Below are 24,275 nucleotides of genomic sequence, written 5' to 3' on the forward strand. Positions count from 1 at the left end.
AACCGCCGACGACACCGGAAACGGAAGCGGAGCCGGAAACGGCGCGAAGGTCCCCGCCCCCACCGCCCCCGTACGCGGTACGGGCATCCGCGGCGCCGCCGCCGTACTGACCGGTCTCGTCCGGACCACCCGCCCCCGCCAATGGGTGAAGAACGTCCTGGTCGCCGCCGCGCCCGCCGCCGCCGGTGAACTGGACGACCCCCGCAACGCGGCCCGGCTGGCCGTCGTCTTCGTCCTCTTCACGGCCGCCGCCGCGGCCGTCTATCTGATCAACGACGCCCGCGACGCCGAGGCCGACCGGGCCCACCCGGAGAAGCGCCACCGTCCGGTCGCCGCCGGGACCGTCCCCGTCCCCCTCGCCCACGCCACCGGCGCGCTGCTCGCCGTCCTCGCCGTCACCGGCGCCCTCGCGCTCTGCAACGCCATGACCGGCGCGCTGATCTGCGCGTATCTGGTGATGCAACTCGCCTATTGCGTTCGGCTGAAGCATGTCCTGGTCGTCGACATGGCCGTGGTCACCACCGGTTTCCTGATGCGGGCGATGATCGGCGGGGTGGCGCTCGCCATCCCCCTCTCCCGGTGGTTTCTGATCACCACCGGCTTCGGGGCCCTCTTCATGGTCGCGGCCAAGCGCTACTCGGAGGCCGTACGGATGGCGGACGCGGACGGCGGCCGGGGCGCGACCCGTGCGCTGCTCGGCGAGTACACCACCGGCTATCTGCGGTTCGTCTGGCAGCTCGCGGCCGGGGTCGCCGTCCTGGGCTACTGCCTCTGGGCCCTGGAAGGCGGCGGTACGGCCACCGGAACGGCCCTGCTGCCCTGGCGCCAGCTCTCGGTGATCGCCTTCATCCTGGCGGTGCTGCGGTACGCGGTCTTCGCCGACCGGGGCGCGGCCGGGGCGCCCGAGGACGTCGTCCTGGGCGACCGGGCGCTGGCCGTCATCGGTGTGGTGTGGGCGGCGATGTACGGGCTGGCGGTCGCCGGACTGTGAGAGCCCGGCGCGCCGGGGCGGCCCGGGGTGCCGTCGACACCGGGACGGGCGGACCGGACGAGCCGGCGGGTCGGGAGGTTGACGGCGGACGGAGGGGTAGGCGTAGCCCATGGACTGGTTGAGCAGGCTTCCCGTCGTCGGACCGTGGGTCGTCCGGCTGACGCGGACGCACCCCTGGCACACCTACGAGACGCTGGAGCGGGTGCACTGGACGCGGCTCGCCGCCGCCATCACCTTCCTCAGCTTCCTCGCGATGTTCCCGTTGATCAGCCTGGCGGTCGCGGTCGGCGCGGCGCTGCTCAGCAAGGACCGGCTGAGCCGCCTGGAGGAGCGGATCGGCGACCAGGTGCCCGGCATCTCGGACCAGCTGGACGTCGGGGCCCTGGCCGCCAACGCGGGGACCGTGGGGCTGGTCTCGGGCGCCCTGCTGCTGATCACCGGGGTCGGCTGGGTGGGGTCGATAAGGGACTGCCTGCGGGCCGTGTGGGGGCTCGACGATCTCGACCAGGGCAATCCGTTCGTCCGCAAGGGGTGGGACACGGCGATCCTGCTGGGGCTCGGGGCCACCGCCCTGGCGTCCTTCGCGGCCTCGGCGATCGGCTCGACGGCGGTGGGGTGGACGGCGGACCGCTTCGGCCTCGACGGCGGCGGATCCGGTGTGGCGCTCCGGGTCGTGGCGATCGTGATCGCCGTCGCCGCCGACTTCCTGATCCTGCTCTATCTGCTGACGCTGCTGCCGGGGGTGCATCCGCCGCGCCGGCGGCTGGTGGTCGCGGGACTGATCGGCGCCGTCGGCTTCGAGGCGCTGAAGCTGCTGATCGGCGGATATATCCGGGAGGTCGCGGGGCGGAGTCTGTACGGGGCGTTCGGCGTCCCGGTCGCCCTGCTGCTCTGGATCAATCTGACCGCGAAGCTGCTGCTGTTCTGCGCGGCCTGGACGGCGACGCGGGAGCCGGGCGAGGCGGCCGATGAGGATACGGAACCGGAACCGGACTCAGAAACGGAACCGGAATCAGACGCCGGCGACGGACGGAAGCCGACCGGACCGACCGGCGAACGGACCTGAGGCCGCCCGCCGGACAGCCGTACGGCTCCGGTCCCGTACGGCTCCGGTCCCGTACGACTCCTGCCCCGTACGGGACCGGAGCCGTACGGCCCCGGATCAGGCCCGGCGCCTCGGCCAGCGGCGGTTGACCAGGAACACCCCGGCCGCGAGGGCCACCAGCACACCGCCCGCGATCGCCAGGGCCGTCCCCACCCCGCCCGACGACGCCTGCCCCTGCCCGGCGGACGCCTTCTTCGTCCGGTCCGTCTGGGCGGAGTGCTTGTCCGGGCCCGCGCCCACCGGCGGCGTCGCCGAACGGGGCGCGACCAGTTCGCCCACCGGGGTGACCTTGCCCGCCGCCGCGAAGCCCCAGTCGAACAGGCGAGCGGTCTCCTTGTAGACGGCCTGCCGCTCGCCGGAGTCCGGATTCATCACGGTCACCAGGAGGACCTTGCCGTTGCGTTCGGCGACCCCGGTGAAGGTGGCCCCGGCCTGGGTCGTATTGCCGTTCTTGACGCCCGCGATCCCCGGATAGGGCGCCACCCCGTCCCCGGTGATCAGCCGGTTCGTATTGACGATCTCGAAGCTCTCCCGCTTGCCGTCCACCATCTTGCCCGGGAACTTCGCCTTCGCCGTGGCCGCGTAGTCCCGGAAGTCCTTCTTCTGGAGGCCGCTGCGGGCGATCAGGGTGAGGTCGTACGCGGACGAGACCTGGCCCGGCGCGTCGTACCCGTCCGGCGACACGACCTGGGTGTCCAGCGCCTGCAGCTCCTCCGCGTGCGCCTGCATGTCCTGGACGGTCTTGGCGATCCCGCCGTTCATCGCCGCGAGGACGTGGACCGCGTCGTTCCCGGAGACCAGGAAGACCCCGTTCCACAGATCGTGGGCGGTGTACGTCAGCCCCTCCTTCACGCCCACGGCGCTGCTGCCGGGCCCCACGCCCTCCGTGTCCTGCCAGCTCACTTTGTGGGTGTCCGTCTTGGGCAGCTCGGGCAGCAGGGTGTCCGCGAAGAGCATCTTCATCGTGGAGGCGGGCGGCAGCCGCCAGTGCGCGTTGTGCGAGGCGAGGACGTCGCCGGTCTCCGCGTCGGCGACGATCCACGACCGGGCGCTGAGGGCCGACGGCAGTACGGGCGCGCCGGCTCCCAGCTTCACCTGGGTCCCGGGCAGCCCCAGCCGCGCGCCGCCGACCGTGGACATCGTGGCCGGGGGCGCGGGCTGCTTGCGGGCGGGCGCGCCCGGCTTGCCGTCGTCCGCCGGAGGCGAGGTGGAGGCCGAGGCCGAAGGCGTGGTGGAGGGGCCCGGGGTGGCGGGCGCGGTGACCCGGGTGACCGTCCTGTCCGGCGCGGCGGCGGTGGCGCCCTCGCGGGCCGACGCGAACGCGGGGGAGGCGGCGAACGCGGGCAGCAGCGACGCGGCGGCGGCCGTCAGGGCCGTCTTCTTCAGAACAGGCACGGACCAGAAATTACCTGTCGGAGAGGAAAATATGCTTGTCGGGTCGGCGAGTCGCCGAGACGGCGGCCGGTCCGGGCGCGTCCGACCCCGGCTGCCCGCACCCTCCCGCCGTCCGGATACTGGTCCCATGAAGCTCAGCCGCCCCGTCTCCTGGTTCCTGCTCGCCTTCGGGGCGTGGAGCTGGTTCATCTGGATATCTTTCGTCCGGAATCTCTGGAAGGACGGCAGCGGACTCGCCTTCGACGAAGCCGGTGACCCCACCGGCTACTTCTGGGTCCATCTGGTGCTCGCCGTCGTGTCGTTTCTTCTGGGGACGGTCATCGGCGTCATCGGGTTCCGGAGCGTCAGGGCGCTGCGACGGGATCAGGACGCGGTGACAACCGCCGGGGTGGATCATGGTTCCGGCGGCCCGAGCGGAGCCTGACTCCGGATCCGGGCACGAGCGGCGCGGCTGACGCGTTGAGATGCCCGGAGGGCCCCGGATCGGACCGGGTTCCCCGGCAGCGCACGGAGAACGAGGGAGCGGTCTGTGATCGTGGTCGTCCTGCTCGCGGTGGTCGCGGTGATCGCACTGCTCGCGGCGGCGCACTGGTACGTATGGCGGAGACTCGTCCGCGATCTGACCACCAGCCGGAAGGCGCGCCGGATCGGCGCGGTGGTGCTGACCGTACTGCCGCTGATCTCCGTCGGGGCCCAGTTCTCGGCCCGCTCGGGGGTGCCGTTCGAGCTCCAGCAGGTCCTCGCCTGGCCGGGGTTCCTGTGGCTGGCGGTCCTGCTGTATCTGGTGCTGTTCCTGGTGGCGGGTGAGGTCATACGGTTCGGCTGGCTGAGGCTCGCCGCCCGGCGCGACGCCCGCGCGGGGACCGTCACGGTGCTCGCCGACTCCCCGGCGCCGATGGCCACCGAACCGGCGTCGGTCCCGGCAGCCGAGCCCGCCCCTGCCCCTGTCACCGCCGCCACCGCCACCGCCACCGAGCCGGAGGCCGCGCCCGTGGCCACCGCGCCCGCCCCCTCGGGGCCGGAGCCCTCGGTGCGGCCCGGCGGCGGCGTGTCGCGGCGCATGTTCGTCTCCCGGGTGGTCGGCGGGGGAGCGGCCGCCGCCGCTGTGGGAACCGTCGGCTTCGGCACGTACGGCGTACTCAACGGACCGAGCCTCAAGCGGGTCACCGTCCCGCTGGCCAAACTCCCCAGGTCGGCCCATGGTTTCCGGATCGCCGTGGTCAGCGATATCCACCTCGGTCCGATCCTGGGCCGGGCCCATACCCAGCGGATCGTCGACACCATCAACCGGGCCAATCCCGATCTGATCGCCATCGTCGGCGACATGGTCGACGGGAACGTCGAGGACCTCGGCCCGGCCGCCGAGCCGCTGACCGGTCTGGAGGCGCGCCACGGCTCGTTCTTCGTCACCGGCAACCACGAGTACTTCTCCGGCGCGCAGCAGTGGGTGGACCATGTCCGCGAGCTGGGCCTGCGGCCGCTGGAGAACGAGCGGGTGGAGATCGCGGCGGGCTTCGACCTCGCCGGGGTGGACGATCTGGCGGGCGAGAGCGAGGGCAAGGGGCCCGACTTCGAGAAGGCGCTCGGCGACCGCGATCGCGGCCGTACCGCCGTACTCCTGGCCCATCAGCCCGTCGTCGTCCACGACGCGCGGAAGCACGGCGTGGACCTCCAGCTCTCCGGCCACACCCACGGCGGCCAGCTCTGGCCGGGGGAGTATCTGGCGGCCCTGGCCAATCCGACGGTCGCGGGCCTGGAGCGGTACGGGGACACCCAGCTGTACGTCACCCGGGGCGCGGGCGCCTGGGGGCCGCCGGTCCGGGTGGGCGCCGACTCCGATATCACCATGGTCCAGCTGGCGTCCCCGGAGGCGTGACGGGGTCCGCTTCCGAGGGGCGGGAAGGGGCCGTCAGCCGGAGACGCCCGGCCCCGCCGGACCGCTCCCGGCCGCTTCGCCCCGTTCGTCCGCCCCGGAAGCGGACCCCGCGGAGGAAGCCTTCTTCCTCCGTACGGACTTCTTCCGTGCGGCGACGGCGTCGGCGGTGGTCCGCCGGTCCGCCGCGCTCTGGGCCATCCCCGGCAGCAGGTCCGTCAGCAGCTCGTGGACGTCGGCCACGAGCGTCCGCAGCACCTTGAACCGGGCCAGGACGATGCCCTTCGCCGTGAGCCGCGCCCCCTGGTCCGCCAGCCGCCGGGCCCGCTCGTGCCCTTCGGACCGGTCGAAGATCCAGGCCAGCACCATGCCCATCTGCGCCAGCCACATCATCTCCGGCAGGGTGTCCCGCAGCTCCGCCGGGACCTTCGTCCGCGAACCCGCCAGCACCTCCCGGTGGATGGCGACGGCGGCCTCCCGCGCGGGCTCCGACTCGACCGAGAAGGGGCTGAGCGGGCTCTCCGGATCGGCCGCGTTCTTGAAGAACTGGGCCGCGAACTCGTGGTACGGCTCCGCGACGTCGAGCCAGGCGTTGAGCACTCCGGAGAGCCGGGCCGCCAGATCGGTCTCCCGCTCCAGCAGGGGCTGTACGGCCGCCCGGTGTTCGGCGCCGATCCGGTCGTAGAAGCCCTGGACGAGATGGTCCTTGGAGGCGAAGTAGTAGTACGCGTTCCCCACCGAGACCCCCGCCTCCTTGGCGATGGCCCGCATCGTGGTCCGGTCGTAGCCGCGTTCCTGGAAGAGCCGCAACGCGGTTTCGAGGATCAGGGTGCGGGTCTGCTCGCTCTTGGGCGCTCGTGCGACGCTGACGCTGGCGTCGTTGGTCCGGTCGGTCACGCTGCCCGAGCCTAACCGGGCGGCGCGCACCGGTCGTCACAGGGCGGCCCGCCCGGGGGCACCTCGCGGGCGGAGGCGCCGGTCGAGGCCCGGTACGCCGAGGCGGCGAGTACGGCGGCCCGGACGAACGGCCGCCCGGCGGGGGTCGCCAGCCGACGGGCGGTCGCGCGGTGTCCGGCCAGCGCCCAGAGGCAGACCAGGAACGCCGCGTCGTCCGTGTAGACCTGGCCCCGGTCGCCGACGACCGTGATCCGCCGGAGGGTGGTCGAGTGGTCCAGGCCGGGGAGGAGGGCACGGGCCCGGCCGGACCCGGCGGGCACCAGGTCCAGCGGCACCAACTGGGGCTGGCGGAGGAGCCAGTTCCGCAGATGGGAGCAGAGCCCGCAGTCCGGGTCGTAGAGGACCGTGAGCCGCCGGACCGGTACGCCCCGGCACCTTCCGGCGCGCTGGAGGGTGATGCCCCGGTCGTGTCCGGCGGTGGTCATCGGGGGTCCGGGGTGCCCTGGGGCGCGGGCGGGGTCCAACCGGCGGGCGGGGTCCAGCCGCCGTGCGCCACCGGCGGAACCGACTCGTCCGCCAGGCCGCGCCGCCGGAACCGGTTGAGGACGTAGACGTTGGTGAGATGCAGCAGACCCAGGACGAGCAGTACCACCCCGAACTTCACCGACAGCGCGTCGAACAGCTCGCGGGTGTCGGCGACCGTCCCGGCGATCTTCAGATAGAGGGCGACGAAGCCCAGGTTGACCAGGTAGAAGCCGACGACCAGCAGATGGTTGACGGCATCGGCGAGCTTCTCGTCCCCCTGGGTCACATCGGAGAGGAAGACCCGGCCGTGGCGGCTGAGGGTGCGGGCGACCCAGATGGTCAGCGCCACGCTGACCGGCAGATAGACCAGATATCCGACGACGTGGAGATCCATGTCGTGACCTTTCTGAACGTGTTCAAAAGACCGACACCAGGAATGTAGCCCTGTTTTTGAACATGTTCAACGCGGAACGAGGGCTTCCGGGAAGCGACTTGGGGCAGGGCGGGAGGCGGCCGAGGGGAGAAGGAGAGGGGCCGGGGCGCCGACCGTCGTCAAAATGACGCGAGACCGGACCGGCGCGCGGGGTAGAGTCCGCCGCGATGATGACGAATGACATGACAGGTACACCCGGCGCCGGACACGACGTCGTTCTGCTGCACTCCACGGTCTGCGACCGCCGGATGTGGGACTCCCAGTACGAGGCGATCGCGGCGGCCGGACACCGCGTCCTCCGGGGCGACTTCCGCGGCTTCGGCGATACGCCCTGCGGCAGCGGCCCCTACAACGACGCCGATGACGTCCTGGCCCTGATGGACTCCGCCGGAATGGACCGGGCGGTGCTGATCGGCGCCTCGTACGGCGGACGGACCGCCCTGGAGATCGCCCTGCGCGCCCCCGGCCGGGTCGCCGGGCTCGTACTGCTCTGCGCCGGGCTCCCCGGCATCCCCGACAGCGCCGAGATGACGGCCTTCGAGGAGCGCGAGGTCGGACTCGTCGAGTACGGCGACCTGGACGAGGCGGCGGCGCTCTCGGCGCGGACGTTCCTCGGGCCCGAGGCCGACGAGAAGGTACTGGCCGCCGTGGCCGGGATGCAGCTGCGGGCGTACGAGGTCCAGCTCGCCGAAGCCGACGAGTACAGCGGCGCGGGGGACTACGACCCGGCCGGGCTCACCGGGGTCACGGTCCCCGCCCTGGTGGTCTCCGGCGACCACGACCTGCCGGAGTTCGGCGAGGCCGCGGACCGGCTGACGGCACTGCTGCCCGCCGCCCGCCGCCTGCGGCTGCCGTGGGCGGGCCATCTGCCGGGCCTGGAGCGCCCGGCGGAGATCAACACCCTGCTGACGGAGTACCTCGCGGAAACGGCCCGCTGAGGCGTCGCACGGCTGTCCGCGCGGGTGTCCCGGTGCTTGGTGAGCCGTACGGCCCGCTGACGGGTCGTACGGCCCCCGGCGCGGGCGGCGCGGCCACCGCCCCGCCCGCCCGGCCACAGCCCGCCCGGGTCGTCACATGGAGCTGACCGAACGGGCGTAGTTCACCTGCCCCATGACCTGCTGGAAGGTCATGGCGTCCCGGGCCGGGATCATCGTCGCGTGATGACGGCCGCCGCTGGTGACGGTGACCTGGACATAGCCGGTGGTCTTCCGCTCCTTCATCAGCAGGAACAGCAGCCCCAGCAGACAGGCGAAGAAGAAGATCACCGCCAGCACGATCGCATGGGCCGGGATCTTCTCCTCCGTCCGGGACATGTCCACGGCGTTCCAGACCGCGCCGCGCAGCGGCATGTTCCCGGACGGGGTGATGATGGTGTCCGGCAGGACCGTGATGTCCCCGATCGACACCAGTGGCGTCCCGCCGCCGGTGGCCGGCTGGGCGGGCACCGGCAGGCCCGGCGCCCCCGGCATGCCGGGCATGGTCGGGCTGTGGTTCCCGGCCGGGTCCGGATAGCCGTAGCCGGGCGCCGGATGGCCGTACGCGGGCGTACCCGACGCGCTGTCCGGACCCCACTGGTACTCCGGCTGACCGGACGGCGGCCCGGAGGGCCGGGGCGGCTGCTGGAACGGATCGGGCTGGGTCATCGTCGGGCTCCCCGCTTCCCACTGCTTCGACACGGCAAACAACTCGATCCTGCCAGTCGCCGCGCCCCGGGGTGAAGTCCATCCGCCGAACCACCGCCGGAACCCGGCCGGGTGCCCGCCCCCGCCCCCGCCTCCGCCCGGATACGGCGAACGGGCCCCGCGCCCACCGAAGTGGCCGCGAGACCCGTCGTACGTCCGTCGTACGGCTGCCGGAACCCGGTGGCCGTACCAAGGCACGGCTGCCTCAGAAGCGGCGGGTGATCAGCGCCCGCTTGACTTCCTGGATCGCCTTGGTGACCTCGATCCCGCGCGGACAGGCGTCCGTGCAGTTGAAGGTCGTCCGGCAGCGCCAGACGCCGTCCTTGTCGTTGAGGATCTCCAGCCGCTGCTCCCCGGCCTCGTCACGCGAGTCGAAGATGAAGCGGTGGGCGTTGACGATCGCCGCCGGGCCGAAGTACTGCCCGTCGTTCCAGAACACCGGGCACGACGAGGTGCACGCCGCGCAGAGGATGCACTTGGTGGTGTCGTCGAACCGCTCGCGGTCCTCGGCGGACTGCCGGCGCTCGCGGGTGGGCTCGTTCCCCTTGGTGATCAGGAACGGCATCACGTCGCGGTACGCCTGGAAGAACGGCTCCATGTCCACGACCAGGTCCTTGAGGACCGTCAGGCCCTTGATGGCCTCGATCGTGATCGGCTTCGCCGGGTTGAGGTCCTTGATCAGCGTCTTGCAGGCGAGCCTGTTCTTGCCGTTGATCCGCATCGCGTCGGAGCCGCAGATGCCGTGGGCGCACGACCGCCGGAAGGTCAGCGTTCCGTCGAGGTCCCACTTGATCTTGTGGAGGCCGTCGAGGACCCGCTCCTTGGGGTCGATCTCGAACTCGAAGTCCTCCCAGACCGCGTGCTCGGACAGCTCCGGGTTGAACCGGCGGATCCGGAACGTGACGGTGATCAGATGGGACGAGGCCGCCGCCTCCGCCTCCACCTTGTCCATGGTCGGGGTAGCCATCAGTACTTACGCTCCATCGGCTGGTAGCGGGTCTGGACGACCGGCTTGTAGTCGAGCCGGACGGTCTCGGAGCCGTCCTCGCCGACCTCGCGGTACGCCATGGTGTGGCGCATGAAGTTGACGTCGTCGCGGTTGGGGTAGTCCTCGCGGTAGTGGCCGCCGCGGGACTCCTTGCGGGCCAGTGCGGAGACGGCCATGACCTCGGCCAGCTCCAGCAGGTTGCCCAGCTCGACGGCCTCCAGCAGATCCGTGTTGAAGCGCTTGCCCTTGTCCTGGACGGACACGTTCTTGTAGCGCTCGCGCAGCTCGGCGATCTTCTCGACGGCCGTCTTGATGGTCTGCTCGGTCCGGAACACCATCACATTGGCGTCCATGGTCTCCTGCAGCTCGCGGCGGATCTCCGCCACGCGCTCGTTGCCCGTGGACTCGCGCAGCCCCTCCACCATCGCCTCGACCAGCGCGCCCGGGTTCTCCGGCAGCTCGACGTAGTCGGCGGTGGCGGAGTACTCGGCGGCGGCGATGCCCGCGCGGCGGCCGAAGACGTTGATGTCCAGCAGCGAGTTGGTGCCCAGCCGGTTGGCGCCGTGCACGGAGACACAGGCGACCTCGCCGGCGGCGTAGAGGCCCGGGACGACGGTGGTGTTGTCGGCCAGCACCTCGCCCTCGACGTTCGTCGGGATGCCGCCCATGGCGTAGTGCGCGGTCGGCTGGATCGGGATCGGGTCCGTGTAGGGCTCGATACCGAGGTAGGTCCGGGCGAACTCGGTGATGTCGGGCAGCTTGGCGTCCAGCTGCTCCGGCGGCAGATGCGTCAGGTCGAGGTAGACGTGGTCGCCCTCGGGACCGCAGCCGCGGCCCTCGCGGATCTCCGTGTAGATGGAGCGGGAGACCACGTCGCGGGAGGCGAGGTCCTTCATGACGGGCGCGTACTTCTCCATGAAGCGCTCACCGTCCTTGTTGCGGAGGATGCCGCCCTCGCCGCGGGCGCCCTCGGTGAGCAGGATGCCCATCCGCCAGATGCCCGTCGGGTGGAACTGGAAGAACTCCATGTCCTCCAGCGGCAGCCCGCGCCGGTAGCAGGCCGCCTGGCCGTCACCGGTGAGGGTGTGCGCGTTGGAGGTCACCTTGAAGAACTTGCCGTTGCCGCCGGAGGCGTAGATGACGGCCTTCGCCTGGAAGATGTGGATCTCCCCGGTGGCCAGCTCGTACGCCACCACACCGGCGGAGCGCTTGACCCCGTCGACCTCGGTGATCAGCTGGTCCAGGACGTAGAACTCGTTGAAGAACTCCACGCCCTCCTTGACGCAGTTCTGGTACAGCGTCTGGAGGATCATATGACCGGTGCGGTCCGCGGCGTAGCAGGACCGGCGGACCGGGGCCTCGCCGTGGTTGCGCGAGTGGCCGCCGAAGCGGCGCTGGTCGATGGTGCCGTCCGGGGTCCGGTTGAACGGCAGACCCATCTTCTCCAGGTCGAGGACGGCGTCGATGGCCTCCTTCGCCAGGATCTCGGCGGCGTCCTGGTCGACCAGGTAGTCGCCGCCCTTGACCGTGTCGAAGGTGTGCCACTCCCAGTTGTCCTCCTCCACGTTCGCCAGCGCGGCGGCCATGCCGCCCTGCGCGGCGCCCGTGTGGGAGCGGGTCGGGTAGAGCTTGGTCAGTACCGCCGTGCGGCTGCGCTTGGTGGCCTCGATGGCCGCGCGCATGCCCGCGCCACCGGCGCCGACGATGACGGTGTCGTACTTGTGGATCTTCATGAGGTGTCGTCAGCCCCGGCTCTAGCGGATGTTCGGGTCGAAGGTGAAGATCACCAGCGTGCCCAGCAGGATGGTGAACACCGTGGCGGTGTACAGCAGGCCCTTGAGCCACAGCCGCGTGTTCGGGCGCTCGGCGTAGTCGTTGATCACGGTACGCAGGCCGTTGGCGCCGTGCAGCATGGCGAGCCAGAGCATCAGCAGGTCCCAGACCTGCCAGAACGGGGACGCCCAGCGGCCCGCGACGAACGCGAAGCCGATCTTGGAGACGCCGCCGTCCAGCACCAGCTGGATGATCAGGTGGCCGATGACCAGGACGACCAGCACCACACCGGAGAGCCGCATGAACAGCCAGGCGGCCATCTCGAAGTTGCCGCGGGTGGAGCGGGGGGTGCGGCCGGTCCGCTTGCGCGGGGGCTCGATCACCGGCGCCGGGTTGTCGACGTCGTACTGAGGACCGGTCTCGACGGGGCCGATCGCGGAAGAGGTGTCAGCGGACATAGCGGTGTCAGCCTCCGAAGACTTCGCGTGCGGCGTGGCCGAGGACGGGGTACAGGGCACCCGCCATCAGGACGATCCAGATGCCCATCACGGTCCAGAGCATCTGCTTCTGGTAGCGGGGCCCCTTGGACCAGAAGTCCACGGCGATGACCCGCAGGCCGTTCAGCGCGTGGAAGAGGACGGCCGCCACCAGGCCGTATTCGAGCAGGGCGACGATCGGCGTCTTGTAGACGGCCACGACCTTGTCGTAGTCCTCTGGGGAGACGCGGACGAGAGCGGTGTCCAGGACGTGGACGAACAGGAAGAAGAAGATGAGGACGCCGGTGACTCGATGAGCCACCCAGGACCACATTCCTTCCCGGCCGCGGTACAGCGTTCCAGCCGGCACGGAAGAACCCTCCGGGAGCGGGGACTGGGGCCTGCCGGCTTGGGTTGTCGGTCTGGCCCGGCCGGGTACGGTCCACCGGCCCCGGCCATCGTAGCGACGCTTTGTCGGTTCGTTCGCGCGGGGTCCTCCGGTGTGATCAAACCGGCAATCAAAGAGCCACGGACGGACTACCGGGAAACCCGGTCCCGCCGAACCCTGCCCGATTCCGGTCCTGACGGCGCGCGACGCCTCTCCGGCTCGTGGGTGACGCGGGTCCGGCCGGGCTCACCGGTCCGATTCGGCGTGGTTCACAGGCGTCACAGGCGCCACAGCGCCCGCAGGTTCCGGCGCGCCCGAAAGCCCGCCCGGCGGGGGATACGGCTCCGCCCGCCCCGCCGCGAGCTGCCGCAGCCTGCCCCGGGCCACGCCCCGCAGCTGCTCGGCCGCGACCTCCCGTTCGTGGTCGGGCTCGTGGGCCAGCCGCAGCCGGATGTCCGACAGGATCTGGTCCAGCTGCTCGTCCGGCCGGTAGCCGTCGAGGCAGATCACGAACGTATGACCGAACTTTTCCTCGTACGCGTCCTGGGCCGCCGCCAGCGCCATCAGCACATGCGGGCCGTGCGGCGCCTCCGGATGCGGCCCGGCCGGATACTCGTCGGCCAGTGCCTCCGCGACGTCCCCGGGAGCCAGGTCGTACGCCGCCTCGTCCGCCGCGGCCAGCAGGGCGGCCGTATCCGGGTACGGGCGGTGCGCCGCCACCCGCTCGGCCCAGCGGGCGCTGCCGCAGCAGGCGAGCAGCGCGGCCAAGGCCTCCTCCGGCGGAGCCTCGTTCAGCCGGGTCACGCCCGGGGAGGTCCGCCGTACGGCCCCGCCCCGCTCGGGTGGCCGGGAGCCGCCCGCCGCCCCACCCTGGTGCCCGAGGGCACGTCCGTCGTCCGAGGTCCGGGGACTGGCGGTGGCCTGCGAGGGTAGGACGAACCCTGCGGCGGCCGGACCCCGCAGGGCGTCCGGCAGGCCGGTCCCGGTCTCGGAATCGCTGAACAGCGTGGGCTCCTCGGTGCGGAGGACATCGGGGACGACCGCGATGGCGGCGGAAAGCTGGTGAGGGAGGGGCGAATGGGACACAACGCTATCCAGGTGTACGAGCGGACGTCCGACGGATGCGCGATTTTCACCCGGACGGGAGGGTTTCGGACCATGTGATGGACGGAAGATGGGCAGATCTTGACGTTCCTGAACGGACGGGATGGAACGGATGCCCGACATCCGAGCGGACGAACGGCGACGGTCGCGCCTTCGGGCTCTGACGGTTCTCCCGGATCTCCCGGGGCCCTCGGACGCGACGACCGGGCCGGAGGAGGACGAGTGATACGCACCCGGGTCATACCCAACCCGGCCCCGGCTCTCCGGTCACGCCGCCGCGCCCGGCGCGTCGCGGCTCTCGCGCTGCTCGCCGCCGTCACGGCCACCGCCTGTTCCGGCGGCGGTACGGAATCCGGCCCGGGCTCCGGTACGGACGCGGGTACGGGGACCTCCCGGTCCAGCGCCCCCGCGAAGACCCGGCTCCCTCCGCCGACCAGCGACCCGGACAGCACCCTCCCCCTCTCCACCGCGCCCGCGACCGTCCCCGCCGTGACCCGCCACACCCCCGCCCGGGGCCCCGGCTGGAAACCCGGCCCGGACTCCCGGGTCGTCGTCGCCCCCGGCCGGGCCCGCCTCGCCGACGAGGCCCGGCTGCTCGCCCGGGAACTGGGCATCCCCTACGCGGGCGAGGACCCCGTCCGGCGCGGCGACGTCGAACTCACCGACGGCACCGGCGCGCCGAGCGGACCGGAGTCGTACACCATCCGCACCGGCGGCGACCGGGTCCTGATCACCGGCCGCGACCCGGCGGGTGTCTTCTACGGCACCCGGACCGTGAAGCAGGCCCTGCGCTCCGGGGGTGTCGTCCCGGAGGGCGAGATCACCGACGGGCCCGCCCGCCCGCAGCGCGGCCTGATGATCGACATCGCCCGTAAGCCGTTCTCGGCGGCCTGGATCGAGGACCGGCTGCGCGAGATGGCGGACCTCAAGCTCAACCAGCTCGGCCTGCACTTCTCCGACGACCAGGGCTTCCGGATCGAGTCCGGCCGCCACCCCGAGGTGGTCTCGGCCGACCGGCTGACCAAGGCGGAGGTCCGGCGGATCCTGGCCCTCGCCGACTCCCTGCACATCACGGTGATCCCCGAGATCGACTCGCCCGGCCATCTGGGCGCGGTTCTGAAGGAGCACCCCGAACTGCGGCTGCGGGATTCCGCCGGACGGGTGGTGCCGGGCGCGATCGACATCGGGAACCCGGCGTCGGCCCGGCTCGTCGACGAACTGCTGCGGGAGTACGCCGGACTCTTCCCGGGCCGCTACTGGCATCTCGGCGGCGACGAGTACCAGGCGCTGACCCGGCGGAATCCGGAGGCGTCCTTCCCGTCCCTGGCGGCGAAGGCCCGCGCGGCGTACGGCCCCGGGGGCCGGGTGAGCGACCTCGCGACCCGCTGGGTCAACGACCGGGCGGCGGTCGTCCGGGGCCTGGACCGCGTCCCCAAGGCATGGAACGACGGCTACTTCCGGGGCGGGGAGGTCTCCGTCGCGAAGGACGTCGAGGTCGAGTACTGGACGGGCAAGGAGATCGGCGCGCGCCCGCCGGAGGAGTATCTGGCGGAGGGCCGCCGGGTGGTGAACCTCAACGACGAGTACCTCTATTACGTGCTGGGCGAGCCCAACGACTTCACCTACCCCACCGGCCGCCGCATCTACGAGGAGTGGACCCCCCTGACCCTGCGCGGCACGAAACCGGTCCCGAGCCGGTACGACTCCCGAATACTGGGCGCGCGCTTCGCGGTCTGGTGCGACCTGTCGAAGGCCCAGACCCCGGCCCAGGTGGCGCAGGGCATCCGCCTCCCCCTGGCGGCTCTCTCCCAGAAGATCTGGAACGCGTCCCCGCCGCCGAGGAGCTGGCAGTCCTTCGAGTCCCTGACGCGCCGGTTGTCCTGACCTCGCCCCGGAGGGTTTCCTGGGCGCGCCTCACCTTGCCAGTGCCTCGACTGAGAGGGGCATTTGGGTGGCGCCGGGGCCCAAACAGACGCCCGACTGGGAAGGGCGTTCAGGGGCGCGGGGAACTGCGCGAACGGCCACGACGGTGGCGCGGCCCGGATCGCACGATCATCGGCAGACGGGACCGTCCCGGGCACAGGAAATCACGCACGCGCGCCGGATCCCGTTGGACGGCGGCGCCTCCGGACGCGTACCGTCCGCAGACGCCCGTGGCGGGGACACGGCCGAGCCGTTCCGCACGGCCGTGCTGAATCCTTTTCTCCGCGCCAGGGGGGCGTATCGATGACACCCTGTTCCATTTGCCGCCGGAACCCCGCGGCCACCGCGCAGGGCCTGTGCCAGCAGTGCGCCGCCAGCGCCACCGCCATCGGCACCCCGGGCCCGGTCCCCGGCCCCGGTCCCGTACCGCCGCCCGCCCCGGGCTACGGCTACCCCGCGGCTCCCGGACCTGCCGCACCCGGCTACCCGCAGTACCCGGCACCGGCCCCGGCCGCCGGACCCTCCGTGCCCCCGTACGGCGGCGCCCCCTACGGCGCACCCATGCCGTTCGCCCCGATGGCGCCGCAGGTCAAGGCCCCGGTGGGGCTCTCGTACGCGGTGATCGCTCTGCTCTGTGTGACCGCCGTCGTCGATCTGCTCGGCGTGGGCGCGGGGTTGAACGCGGCGTCGCTGGCGAAGGACCTGGAGACCTCGCCCTTCGCCGTCACCCAGGACGAAGCGGACGACGCGGACGCGCTGATGGCTCTGGCCATCGTCTTCAAGTACTTGGCAGTGCTCGCGACGGGCATTCTTTTCATCATCTGGTTCGCGGCGGCCCGCGCCAACGCCGCCGCCTTCGCGCCGTATATCGACAAGTGGGGCAAGGGCTTCGCGATCGGAGGCTGGTTCATCCCCGCCGCGAACATAGCGATCCCGCGACTGGTGGCGGGCACTATCTGGATCGCGAGCCGCCCGGATCCGTACGCGCCCAAGTCGGTCCAGCGACGGACCCTGCTGACCGTCTGGTGGACCCTTTGCGTGGCGGCCTATCTGCCGTGGAGCGTGGGGTTCTTGTCCTACGACGGGTCGGAGACCGCGAAGGATCTGCGGATCTGGTCGAACACGTTCGCCCTCGGCAGCATCCTGAGCATCGCCGCCGCGATCGTCGCGATCTTTGTCGTCCGCCGGATCACCCGGATGCAGACGGAGAAGATCGCCATGGGCTGGCAGCCCGCGATGCCGCCGATGCCGACCGCCTACTGATTCACCCGCGCACCCGCGCACGCCGACAGTACGGGCCCGCCCGGGGGAGTGCGGGCCCGCACCGCGGCTCCGGGGGGCTTCGGCGGGCTGCCGCAAGGCGCCCGCAAGCCACTCTCCGGTTGGCCCGAATGTAACAGAAGCATGGCGTAAGTGTGTACGATCCGGGTTGAGTTGGCGGAGGAGTGGACGTCTCCCGACGTTCCCGGCTCTCGGAACCCATGGCGCGATACCCCCGAAGCGAGTAGTTTGCGCCACGAGTTCGCAGGTGGAGCGAGCGGCCCAGGGCCGCGAGGGGAGGCGTCCTGTGACGTCCGATGGCCTGAGTGACCTGAGGGAACTGAGGGAACTGATCGCGCGCGCCGACGAGCGCGCGCTCGCGGCCGGCGGTGTGGCGTGTTTGGAACGGTGCCTTCCGCTCCTCGGTGACGCCGCCGCCGACCCCGAGGCGCTGCGCCCCCTGTGGGCGGCGCTCGGCAACGGCCCCGCGCACTGGTCGGCGCGGCTCGCGGAGGCGCGGGAGTCCCTGAAGGGCCCGCCGGAGCGGGACACGGGCGGTGACACCGACGCGGCCGACGCGGCTGACGGCCTGGGTGCCGACGCCGTACGCGCCATGCTGGAGTCGGCCCCCGCCGAGTGGGCCACGGGCCCGCTGCGGACCTGGGCGGACGAGTGCTCCGCCGTATCGCTCGCCCTGCACCGCCGCTACGGCACAGGCATCACCACCGGTGCCACCGGCACCACCGGCATCATCGACAACGCCGACGACATCGACGCCGCCACCCCGGCCGACCCCCTCACGGCCGGTGAGCTGCGGCGCCAGATCCGCATCCTGAACCTGCTGGCCGACGGCGTCGGCACGGCCGGTCTGCGCCAGGCCCTCAACGCCGCGACGGAAGGCCGCCGGGTCCTGGCGGCGGCCGTCTCCCGCCGCGCCCGGGGCGGCGGCCCCCGCACCTGAAACCCGAACCGCTCGAAATGTGGCGTGCGTCACGCCGTCGCGCGGATGGGTGTGAAATCCGTACCACCGGTGAGACGTGCGGTGGAGAGAAGGCCGAGAGAGGCCGGAACCGGGCCGGGAGAAGGCTCGAAGGAGGACGACCGGGGCCGCCACCCCCCACAGGAGAGGCCCCGGTCGTCGTCCGCAGGGTCCGCTGTACGGCCCCGTAATCCACTCTGCGCCGGGCGGTCGATTTCTGTCACTGTCCGTTCGGACGAGGTCGCTCGCGATTTTGTTGCAAGTTGTACAAGCCGTGGACGGGGCGCTGTACGACGACGTAGCGTGCAGGCTCGTACAAGGGCTGAGAGCAGAGCGGCGCAGCGCTGACCGGCTGCGGAACCGAACAGGCACAGACACGGGTACAGGTAGAGATTGTGCTGGGGGACGACGCGGAGCTGACAGCCGCGGTGCTCGCGGCGCAGGGCGGGGACGAGTGCGCGTTCCGTTCTGTGTACCGCGCGGTGCACCCGCGGCTGCTCGGCTATGTGCGGACGCTCGTCGGGGAGCCCGACGCCGAGGACGTGACGTCCGAGGCATGGCTCCAGATCGCCCGTGACCTGGACCGGTTCAGCGGGGACGCGGACCGGTTCCGGGGCTGGGCGGCGCGGATAGCCCGTAATCGCGCGCTGGATCACATCCGGATGCGGGGACGGCGCCCGGCGGTCGGCGGGGACGATTCGGAGCTGGCCGGGCGGGCCGCCGATTCGGATACCGCGGCCGAGGCGATGGAGGCCCTGTCCACCGGGGACACCATGGCCCTGATCGCCCGGCTGCCCCAGGATCAGGCGGAGGCCGTGGTGCTGAGGGTGGTCGTGGGGCTGGATGCCAAGACCGCGGCCGAGACGCTGGGGAAACGGCCGGGGGCCGTCAGGACCGCCGCCCATCGGGGACTGAAACGGCTGGCCGAACTGCTCGGCGGCGACGATCCGGAGGGCGTCAGTCCCGGCCCGCCGGAAACGGCGGGTGACAACCCCGGGGCCGTGGGCGATTCCGCGGGGGCCGGGCGGCCGGAACGGATCCGGGGGCTGGACGGCGTCCCGTCGCAGCGGGGCGGAAAGCGGGGGGAGAGGGAGTCCGCGGGTGTGACGCATTCCCGTTGGCGGACGCAGAAGGACATGTGATGGCCGACGACCGGAACGAGTGGCTCGACCAGGTGACGGCGGAGCTTCTGTTGCGCGGTGAACCGGTCGGGGACCTCGGAGACCTCGGCGAACCCGCGCGTACGGAAGCCGTACGGCTGGCCGAGGCGCTGCGCGCCGCCGCCGAACCGGAGGCCGTTTCCGGCCTCGCCGACGAGGAGTTGCCGGGTGAGGACGCGGCCGTCGCGGCGTTCCGGGCGGTCGGCGCGGCCCGGGCCGAAGGGGCGAAACCGGGTACGCGGTCGGTCGTGGCCTTCGACGCCGTCGGGAGTGACGACGATGGTGACGAGAAACCGGGTCTTGTCACCCTGGGCGCCGTCCGGACCGGAACCGGAACCGGAACCGGGACGCGGTCCCGCGAGGGCCGGTCGGGCTCCGGCAAGCGACGGCCGGTGACACCCCTCAGGCTCGGATTCGTGGCCGCCGTGGCCGGGTTCGCCATCGGCGGGGTCGCCGTCGCCTCCGGCGCGGACTTCCTGCCCTACCCGTTCGACGACACGAGTACGTCGGCGACCGGCAGGACCGTCCCCGGGGGGACCGGGGACACTTCGGCGGGCCCGCTGGGCGACGGGCCGGGCGAGGCGAACCGTACGCCCGGCGGCTCCGACCACGAGGGCCCTTCGGGTGTGCCGTCCCGGCCGGTCAAGGGCACCGGGATCGGGCAGAGCGAGCGGACCGGGGGCGACAAGCCGCGCCGGATCGCGAAGGCGTGCCGCGACTACCGTGCCGGGTCCGTGGCGCCCAAGGCGCTTCGGCTGCTGGAGCGGGAGGCCAAGGGCCGGGCCTGGATCGCCGCGTACTGCGATCGGATCCTCGGCCGGTCCGACGGTACGCGGCCGGGCGCGGGCAGCGGTGACGCCCGGGGCAGCCAGGGCAACGGGCCGAAGACGGAGCACGACCACGGCCACGGTCATGACCACGGGCCCGGCAACGGCGGTAAGGGCAACGGCAACGGCCAAGGCGGAGCCAACGGCAACGCCAACGGGAACGGCGGCGGCAACGGCCAGGACAACGGGAACGGGAACGGGAACGGCGGAGCGAACGGGAACGGCGACGGGTACGGGAACGCCAACGGCCAAGGCGGCGGCCAGAGTCAGGGGCAGGGCCAGGGCCAGGAGACCCGTCCCGGCCAGGCCGGTCCCCCCGGCCACGACCCCGACAGCGGCCCCCCGACCCGCTATCTCCACCAGGACTTGGACGCCGGGACCGAAGACGGTGTCGCGCCGAGCGGCGGTCCCGCCGCAGACATCGGCCCGGCCGCGCTTCCGCCCTTTGTCGTACTCGCCTGACCTGCGGTTTCGACCGTATTCCCGGGCCGGTGTGACATTTTTGCGAACGGTGACGCAGTAGAGAGTGAGCCGACTGGTCATCGGCGAGCGCCATAGAGCCGGGGTTCCCCCCGTACCTACGGCTTGGCGCACCGGCGCGGGCGGGGCACGTTCCCCCGGTCCCGTCCGCGCCCCTTCTCCTTACAGGCTTCCTCGCGGATCTTCCTCACCAGTGGACGACGACCTTGTCGCCGATCCGTACCTGGTCGAAGAGCGCGGCGAGCGCACCCCGGTCGCGGACGTTCACACAGCCGTGGGACGCGCCGTTGTATCCCTGGGCGGCGAATTCGGCGGAGTAGTGGACGGCCTGGCCGCCGCTGAAGAAGAGACTCAACGGCATCGGGGTGTCGTACAGGTTGGAGACGTGGTCGCGTTCCTTCCGGAAGACCCAGAACACGCCCTCCCTGGTCGGGGTCTCCTTGCCGCCGAACCGGACGTCCATCGCCGTCCTGACCTTCCCGTCGACCACCCATGACAGGGTGCGGGACGTCTTGTCGACGCAGAGCGCCCGGCCGTTGAGGCATCGCGGGTCCAGTACGGCCTTCGGCTTCGTCTCGGCGGTCCTGCCGTCCAACTCGGCCCGGGTGGGCCGTTTCGTCATACCGAGCAGCCGTTCCCAGGTCACGGTGTCCACGGCGCCGGTGACGGCCAGCCCCCGCTTCTCCTGGAAGCCGCTCACGGCCGATGCCGTCACCCGGCCGTACGTGCCCGTGGGCCGTTCGCGGAACCAGTCGAGCTGGGCGAGCCTGGCCTGGAGCTCCCGGACCCGCTCGCCGCTGTCGCCCCGCTCCATCAGAACGGGCCCGGGCGGTGGAGCGGACGGCTTCGGAGCCGACGGAGTCGGGGAGGGGGACGAGGGTGCCGACGGGGAAGCCACCGGTGTGGGCGACACCGGCACGGACGGTTGGATGGACTCGGGGCGCGTGACGGGCGAGGCCCCGCCGTCCGACTTCGCGTCGACGCTCACGGACGGCTCCTCGGCCGCCCGTGCCGTACAGCTCACGGTGAGCGCGACGACCGCTGCCGCCGCCAGTGCCTTCTGTACGTATCCGATGTTCTCGGCCATCGCCGCGCCCCCTATACGTGTGTACCTGTATCGACCCGGAACCGCCTATGTCTGTGGTGTCCCCCGAGGATGCTCTTCCCGGCCTGCCGGGGTGTCCGTTCTTGAGCATCATGAGGAAGACGAGAAGAAAACGACACCCCGAGATCTCCGGGAAACCGAAACAGGCCGGATCCGGTCGCCACCTGGCGACATCGATGAATTCCGGTCACCCCTCCGACCCGTACGAAGGCGAGGCGAGACGGCGATGCCGGACCCCCGTGAATCCGAGTCCGGGCTGCCCGTCGAGCCGGTCTACGGGCCGGAGGCGCTGGCCGGCTGGGACCCCGTGGAGAAGCTGGGCGCCCCGGGGGCGTACCCCTTCACCCGGGGCGTCTACCCGACCATGTACACCGGTCGCCCCTGGACGATCCGGCAGTACGCGGGCTTCGGCACCGCCGCCGAGTCCAACGCCCGCTACCGCCGGCTGATCGCCGACGGCACCACCGGCCTCTCCGTCGCCTTCGACCTGCCCACCCAGATGGGGTACGACTCCGACGCGCCGCTCGCCCACGGCGAGGTCGGCCGGGTCGGGGTCGCCGTCGACTCCCTCGACGACATGCGGGAACTCTTCGCGGGCATCGCCCTCGACCAGGTCTCCACCTCGATGACGATCAACGCCCCGGCGGCCCCGCTGCTCCTGCTCCTCCAGCTCGTCGCCGCGGAGCGGGGCGTTCCGGCGGACCGGCTGAACGGCACGATCCAGAACGACGTCCTCAAGGAGTACATCGCCCGGGGTACCTACATCTTCCCGCCCGGCCCGTCGCTGCGGCTGGTCGCGGACACCTTCCGCTACTGCCGGGCCGAGCTGCCCCGCTGGAACCCGATCTCCGTCTCCGGCTACCACATGGCGGAGGCCGGGGCGTCCCCCGCGCAGGAGGTCGCCTTCACCCTCGCCAACGCCGTCGCCTACGTCCGTACGGCGCTCGCGGCCGGGCTCACCGCCGATGAACTCGGCCCCCGGCTGTCGTTCTTCTTCGTCGCCCGGACGACCCTCCTGGAGGAGGTCGCCAAGTTCCGGGCGGCCCGCCGGATCTGGGCCCGGGTGATGCGGGACGGATTCGGGGCCCGGGACCCGAAGGCGCAGACGCTGCGGTTCCACACCCAGACCGCCGGGGTGCAGCTCACGGCCCAGCAGCCCGAGGTCAATCTGGTCCGGGTGGCGCTCCAGGCGCTCGGCGCGGTCCTCGGCGGCACCCAGTCCCTGCACACCAACGCCTTCGACGAGGCGATCGCCCTGCCCACCGAGCGCTCGGCCCGGCTGGCGCTCCGGACCCAGCAGGTCATCGCCTACGAGACCGATGTCACCGCCACCGTCGACCCCTTCGCCGGGTCGTACGCCGTGGAGAGCCTGACCGACGCCCTGGAGGCGGAGGCGGTCCGGCTGATGGACCGGATCGAGGAGCTGGGCGGGGCGGTCGAGGCGGTGGAGCTGGGCTTCCAGAAGGGGGAGATCGAACGGAACGCGTACCGGATCGCCCGGGAGACCGAGGACGGCGAGCGGGTCGTGGTCGGGGTCAACCGCTTCCGCACCGATCCGGCCGACGAGGCCGAGCAGCCGTACGAGCCGCTGCGCGTCGACCCCTCGATCGAGACCCGCCAGAAGGCGAGGCTGGCGGCGCTGCGGGCGGACCGGGACGGGGCGGCGGTCACCTCGGCGCTGACGGCCCTCCGGACGGCGGCGGGCTCATCGGCGGGCTCATCGGCCGGGTCGGCGGCGGGGTCGGCGGCGGGGGAGAACGTGCTGTATCCGATGAAGGAGGCGCTGCGGGCGCGGGCGACGGTGGGGGAGGTGTGCGACGTGCTTCGGGAGATCTGGGGTACGCACCGCCCACCTGCGGGTTTCTAGGTGACCCCGGGGTTGTCCACAGGGCTGGACGGCGATCCGTACGGGTGTGCGACACTCGCGGCATGTTGGGTGTCATCGACCTTCCGACCTACTTGGCCGGACTCGTACTGATCATTCTGCTGCCGGGGCCGAACTCGCTCTACGTCCTCTCCGTCGCGGCCCGCCGAGGCGTGCGCTCGGGCTATCGCGCGGCGGCCGGTGTCTTCGCCGGGGACGCGGTCCTGATGGTGCTCTCGGCGGCGGGTATCGCGTCGCTGCTCAAGACCAACGACCTGCTCTTCGGGATCGTGAAGTTCGCGGGCGCGGGCTATCTGACGTGGCTCGCGGTCGGCATGCTGCGGGCGGCGTGGGGCATGTGGCGCAGCCGGGGCGAGGCGCTGATACCCCGGGCGCCCGATGCCGAGCAGACCGCCGAGACGGAGCGCCCGTTCCGCCGGGCGCTGGTGATCAGCCTGCTCAACCCCAAGGCGATCCTGTTCTTCATCGCCTTCTTCGTCCAGTTCGTGGACCCGGCGTACTCGTACCCGGCGCTGTCCTTCGCGGTCCTGGGCGGGCTGGCGCAGATAGCCAGCGCGCTCTATCTGTCGCTGCTGATATTCGCGGGCACGCACCTCGCGGAGGCGTTCCGCCGCCGCAAGCGCCTCTCGGCGGGCGCGACGTCGGCGGCGGGAGCGCTCTTCCTGGGCTTCGCGGTCAAACTCTCCCTCAGCGGCGCGTAGCCCTGCGGGCGGCCCGCGCCACGAGCCCCTGTCTGTCCTCGGTGCCCCCAGCGCCCTTGGCTCTCCGGGTGAGGCCCGCGCCTTCCGCCCAGCCGGGCAAGCTCGTCGGGCGACCGCGCGCGGTCGGTGGCTTGTCTCGCAGTTCCCCGAGCCCCTGAATGCTCTCCCCGGCGCCGCCCCTGAAGGGGTTCCCAGCCTTGTGGAGGGCCCGTCTTTTGGAAAGGGCGGTCAGAAGGGCAACCTAGGTGGCGCTGAGGGTCCCCCCATTGCCGAAGGCATAGGGGGCGGAACTGCGCGAATGGCCCACGACAGCGCGCGGTCGGAA

At 71.9% G+C, this 24,275-nt stretch carries 23 protein-coding genes; 12 read left to right on the top strand and 11 right to left on the bottom strand.

Annotated features, from left to right (window positions below):
* Positions 1-85: 85 nt before the first annotated feature.
* On the top strand, positions 86-991 hold the full coding sequence (locus tag ABZ714_RS06060) for a decaprenyl-phosphate phosphoribosyltransferase (RefSeq protein ID WP_358823985.1): 906 nt from the start codon (positions 86-88) through the stop codon (positions 989-991).
* A 109-nt stretch (positions 992-1,100) separates the two neighbouring features.
* Positions 1,101-2,057, top strand: a complete 957-nt coding sequence (locus ABZ714_RS06065; protein ID WP_358823932.1) for a YihY/virulence factor BrkB family protein — start codon at positions 1,101-1,103, stop codon at positions 2,055-2,057.
* Between the two features lie 96 nt (positions 2,058-2,153).
* Here the strand turns inward: ABZ714_RS06065 and ABZ714_RS06070 are convergent, their stop codons facing one another.
* The gene (locus ABZ714_RS06070; RefSeq protein ID WP_358823933.1) at positions 2,154-3,491 is read right to left on the bottom strand and encodes a D-alanyl-D-alanine carboxypeptidase; all 1,338 of its coding nucleotides are present in this window, start codon (positions 3,489-3,491) and stop codon (positions 2,154-2,156) included.
* Positions 3,492-3,618: 127 nt separating this feature from the next.
* Between ABZ714_RS06070 and ABZ714_RS06075 the strand changes: the two genes are divergently transcribed.
* Both ABZ714_RS06075 and ABZ714_RS06080 read left to right on the top strand, forming a co-directional pair.
* The gene (locus ABZ714_RS06075) at positions 3,619-3,915 is read left to right on the top strand and encodes a hypothetical protein (RefSeq protein ID WP_358823934.1); all 297 of its coding nucleotides are present in this window, start codon (positions 3,619-3,621) and stop codon (positions 3,913-3,915) included.
* A gap of 105 nt (positions 3,916-4,020) precedes the next feature.
* Positions 4,021-5,367 (top strand): metallophosphoesterase, encoded by a 1,347-nt coding sequence (locus tag ABZ714_RS06080; RefSeq protein WP_358823935.1) that lies wholly within the window; start codon positions 4,021-4,023, stop codon positions 5,365-5,367.
* A 33-nt stretch (positions 5,368-5,400) separates the two neighbouring features.
* On the opposite strand, the gene ABZ714_RS06085 is transcribed toward ABZ714_RS06080, so the two are convergent.
* Genes ABZ714_RS06085 through ABZ714_RS06095 form a run of 3 tightly spaced genes read right to left on the bottom strand, consistent with a single transcriptional unit; the run spans position 5,401 to position 7,180 of the window.
* The gene (locus ABZ714_RS06085; protein ID WP_358823936.1) at positions 5,401-6,261 is read right to left on the bottom strand and encodes a TetR family transcriptional regulator; all 861 of its coding nucleotides are present in this window, start codon (positions 6,259-6,261) and stop codon (positions 5,401-5,403) included.
* An 11-nt stretch (positions 6,262-6,272) separates the two neighbouring features.
* Positions 6,273-6,746 carry a DCC1-like thiol-disulfide oxidoreductase family protein gene (locus ABZ714_RS06090; RefSeq protein WP_358823937.1) on the bottom strand — a complete coding sequence of 158 codons (474 nt, stop codon included), beginning with the start codon at positions 6,744-6,746 and terminating at the stop codon, positions 6,273-6,275.
* A complete protein-coding gene (locus ABZ714_RS06095) occupies positions 6,743-7,180 on the bottom strand; it encodes a hypothetical protein (protein ID WP_358823938.1) in 438 nt (145 codons plus the stop codon). The genes ABZ714_RS06090 and ABZ714_RS06095 overlap by 4 nt, the downstream gene beginning before the upstream one ends.
* 221 nt (positions 7,181-7,401) lie before the next feature.
* On the opposite strand from ABZ714_RS06095, the gene ABZ714_RS06100 reads away from it, so the two are divergent.
* Complete coding sequence (locus ABZ714_RS06100; protein WP_358823939.1) at positions 7,402-8,157, top strand: alpha/beta hydrolase; 756 nt, start codon at positions 7,402-7,404, stop codon at positions 8,155-8,157.
* Positions 8,158-8,289: 132 nt separating this feature from the next.
* Here the strand turns inward: ABZ714_RS06100 and ABZ714_RS06105 are convergent, their stop codons facing one another.
* From ABZ714_RS06105 to ABZ714_RS06130, 6 genes are all read right to left on the bottom strand, one after another.
* Positions 8,290-8,862 (bottom strand): hypothetical protein, encoded by a 573-nt coding sequence (locus tag ABZ714_RS06105; RefSeq protein ID WP_358823940.1) that lies wholly within the window; start codon positions 8,860-8,862, stop codon positions 8,290-8,292.
* Positions 8,863-9,106: 244 nt separating this feature from the next.
* Entirely contained in the window at positions 9,107-9,868 is a 762-nt protein-coding gene (locus tag ABZ714_RS06110) for a succinate dehydrogenase iron-sulfur subunit (RefSeq protein WP_358823941.1), read from the bottom strand.
* Positions 9,868-11,622 carry a succinate dehydrogenase flavoprotein subunit gene (gene sdhA / locus ABZ714_RS06115; protein ID WP_358823942.1) on the bottom strand — a complete coding sequence of 585 codons (1,755 nt, stop codon included), beginning with the start codon at positions 11,620-11,622 and terminating at the stop codon, positions 9,868-9,870. The genes ABZ714_RS06110 and sdhA overlap by 1 nt, the downstream gene beginning before the upstream one ends.
* Positions 11,623-11,643: 21 nt before the next feature.
* A complete protein-coding gene (locus ABZ714_RS06120; protein ID WP_358823943.1) occupies positions 11,644-12,120 on the bottom strand; it encodes a succinate dehydrogenase hydrophobic membrane anchor subunit in 477 nt (158 codons plus the stop codon).
* A 7-nt stretch (positions 12,121-12,127) separates the two neighbouring features.
* Positions 12,128-12,508, bottom strand: a complete 381-nt coding sequence (gene sdhC, locus ABZ714_RS06125) for a succinate dehydrogenase, cytochrome b556 subunit (RefSeq protein ID WP_078902167.1) — start codon at positions 12,506-12,508, stop codon at positions 12,128-12,130.
* Positions 12,509-12,772: 264 nt separating this feature from the next.
* Positions 12,773-13,330 (bottom strand): 2-oxo-4-hydroxy-4-carboxy-5-ureidoimidazoline decarboxylase, encoded by a 558-nt coding sequence (locus ABZ714_RS06130; protein ID WP_358823986.1) that lies wholly within the window; start codon positions 13,328-13,330, stop codon positions 12,773-12,775.
* A gap of 522 nt (positions 13,331-13,852) precedes the next feature.
* Between ABZ714_RS06130 and ABZ714_RS06135 the strand changes: the two genes are divergently transcribed.
* The 5 genes from ABZ714_RS06135 (at position 13,853) to ABZ714_RS06155 (ending at position 20,241) form a co-directional block, all read left to right on the top strand.
* Positions 13,853-15,514: a glycoside hydrolase family 20 protein gene (locus ABZ714_RS06135; RefSeq protein ID WP_358823944.1), complete on the top strand. Its 1,662-nt coding sequence runs from the start codon at positions 13,853-13,855 to the stop codon at positions 15,512-15,514.
* A 342-nt stretch (positions 15,515-15,856) separates the two neighbouring features.
* Positions 15,857-16,816 (top strand): DUF4328 domain-containing protein, encoded by a 960-nt coding sequence (locus ABZ714_RS06140; RefSeq protein ID WP_358823945.1) that lies wholly within the window; start codon positions 15,857-15,859, stop codon positions 16,814-16,816.
* Positions 16,817-17,120: 304 nt separating this feature from the next.
* A complete protein-coding gene (locus tag ABZ714_RS06145; protein ID WP_358823946.1) occupies positions 17,121-17,774 on the top strand; it encodes a hypothetical protein in 654 nt (217 codons plus the stop codon).
* A 413-nt stretch (positions 17,775-18,187) separates the two neighbouring features.
* Entirely contained in the window at positions 18,188-18,934 is a 747-nt protein-coding gene (locus ABZ714_RS06150; protein ID WP_358823947.1) for an RNA polymerase sigma factor, read from the top strand.
* Positions 18,934-20,241, top strand: a complete 1,308-nt coding sequence (locus ABZ714_RS06155; RefSeq protein ID WP_358823948.1) for a hypothetical protein — start codon at positions 18,934-18,936, stop codon at positions 20,239-20,241. The genes ABZ714_RS06150 and ABZ714_RS06155 overlap by 1 nt, the downstream gene beginning before the upstream one ends.
* 205 nt (positions 20,242-20,446) lie before the next feature.
* Here the strand turns inward: ABZ714_RS06155 and ABZ714_RS06160 are convergent, their stop codons facing one another.
* Positions 20,447-21,346, bottom strand: a complete 900-nt coding sequence (locus ABZ714_RS06160) for a L,D-transpeptidase family protein (RefSeq protein ID WP_358823949.1) — start codon at positions 21,344-21,346, stop codon at positions 20,447-20,449.
* A gap of 244 nt (positions 21,347-21,590) precedes the next feature.
* Here ABZ714_RS06160 and ABZ714_RS06165 point away from each other — a divergent pair, with 244 nt between their 5' ends.
* The gene (locus ABZ714_RS06165) at positions 21,591-23,231 is read left to right on the top strand and encodes a methylmalonyl-CoA mutase family protein (protein WP_358823950.1); all 1,641 of its coding nucleotides are present in this window, start codon (positions 21,591-21,593) and stop codon (positions 23,229-23,231) included.
* Positions 23,232-23,293: 62 nt separating this feature from the next.
* Positions 23,294-23,950, top strand: a complete 657-nt coding sequence (gene leuE / locus ABZ714_RS06170) for a leucine efflux protein LeuE (protein ID WP_358823951.1) — start codon at positions 23,294-23,296, stop codon at positions 23,948-23,950.
* Positions 23,951-24,275: the final 325 nt, after the last annotated feature.

It is taken from the genome of Streptomyces sp. NPDC006798, assembly GCF_040635975.1.
GTDB lineage: Bacteria > Actinomycetota > Actinomycetes > Streptomycetales > Streptomycetaceae > Streptomyces.

Bases quoted from the DNA above. Each gene is read 5' to 3' on its own strand.
- ABZ714_RS06065 (WP_358823932.1), top strand. From the start codon at position 1,101: ATGGACTGGTTGAGCAGGCTTCCCGTCGTCGGACCGTGGGTCGTCCGG.
- ABZ714_RS06075 (WP_358823934.1), top strand. From the start codon at position 3,619: ATGAAGCTCAGCCGCCCCGTCTCCTGGTTCCTGCTCGCCTTCGGGGCG.
- ABZ714_RS06090 (WP_358823937.1), bottom strand. From the start codon at position 6,746: ATGACCACCGCCGGACACGACCGGGGCATCACCCTCCAGCGCGCCGGA.
- ABZ714_RS06095 (WP_358823938.1), bottom strand. From the start codon at position 7,180: ATGGATCTCCACGTCGTCGGATATCTGGTCTATCTGCCGGTCAGCGTG.
- ABZ714_RS06100 (WP_358823939.1), top strand. From the start codon at position 7,402: ATGACAGGTACACCCGGCGCCGGACACGACGTCGTTCTGCTGCACTCC.
- ABZ714_RS06105 (WP_358823940.1), bottom strand. From the start codon at position 8,862: ATGACCCAGCCCGATCCGTTCCAGCAGCCGCCCCGGCCCTCCGGGCCG.
- ABZ714_RS06110 (WP_358823941.1), bottom strand. From the start codon at position 9,868: ATGGCTACCCCGACCATGGACAAGGTGGAGGCGGAGGCGGCGGCCTCG.
- sdhA (WP_358823942.1), bottom strand. From the start codon at position 11,622: ATGAAGATCCACAAGTACGACACCGTCATCGTCGGCGCCGGTGGCGCG.
- ABZ714_RS06120 (WP_358823943.1), bottom strand. From the start codon at position 12,120: ATGTCCGCTGACACCTCTTCCGCGATCGGCCCCGTCGAGACCGGTCCT.
- ABZ714_RS06140 (WP_358823945.1), top strand. From the start codon at position 15,857: ATGACACCCTGTTCCATTTGCCGCCGGAACCCCGCGGCCACCGCGCAG.
- ABZ714_RS06155 (WP_358823948.1), top strand. From the start codon at position 18,934: ATGGCCGACGACCGGAACGAGTGGCTCGACCAGGTGACGGCGGAGCTT.
- ABZ714_RS06160 (WP_358823949.1), bottom strand. From the start codon at position 21,346: ATGGCCGAGAACATCGGATACGTACAGAAGGCACTGGCGGCGGCAGCG.
- ABZ714_RS06165 (WP_358823950.1), top strand. From the start codon at position 21,591: ATGCCGGACCCCCGTGAATCCGAGTCCGGGCTGCCCGTCGAGCCGGTC.
- leuE (WP_358823951.1), top strand. From the start codon at position 23,294: ATGTTGGGTGTCATCGACCTTCCGACCTACTTGGCCGGACTCGTACTG.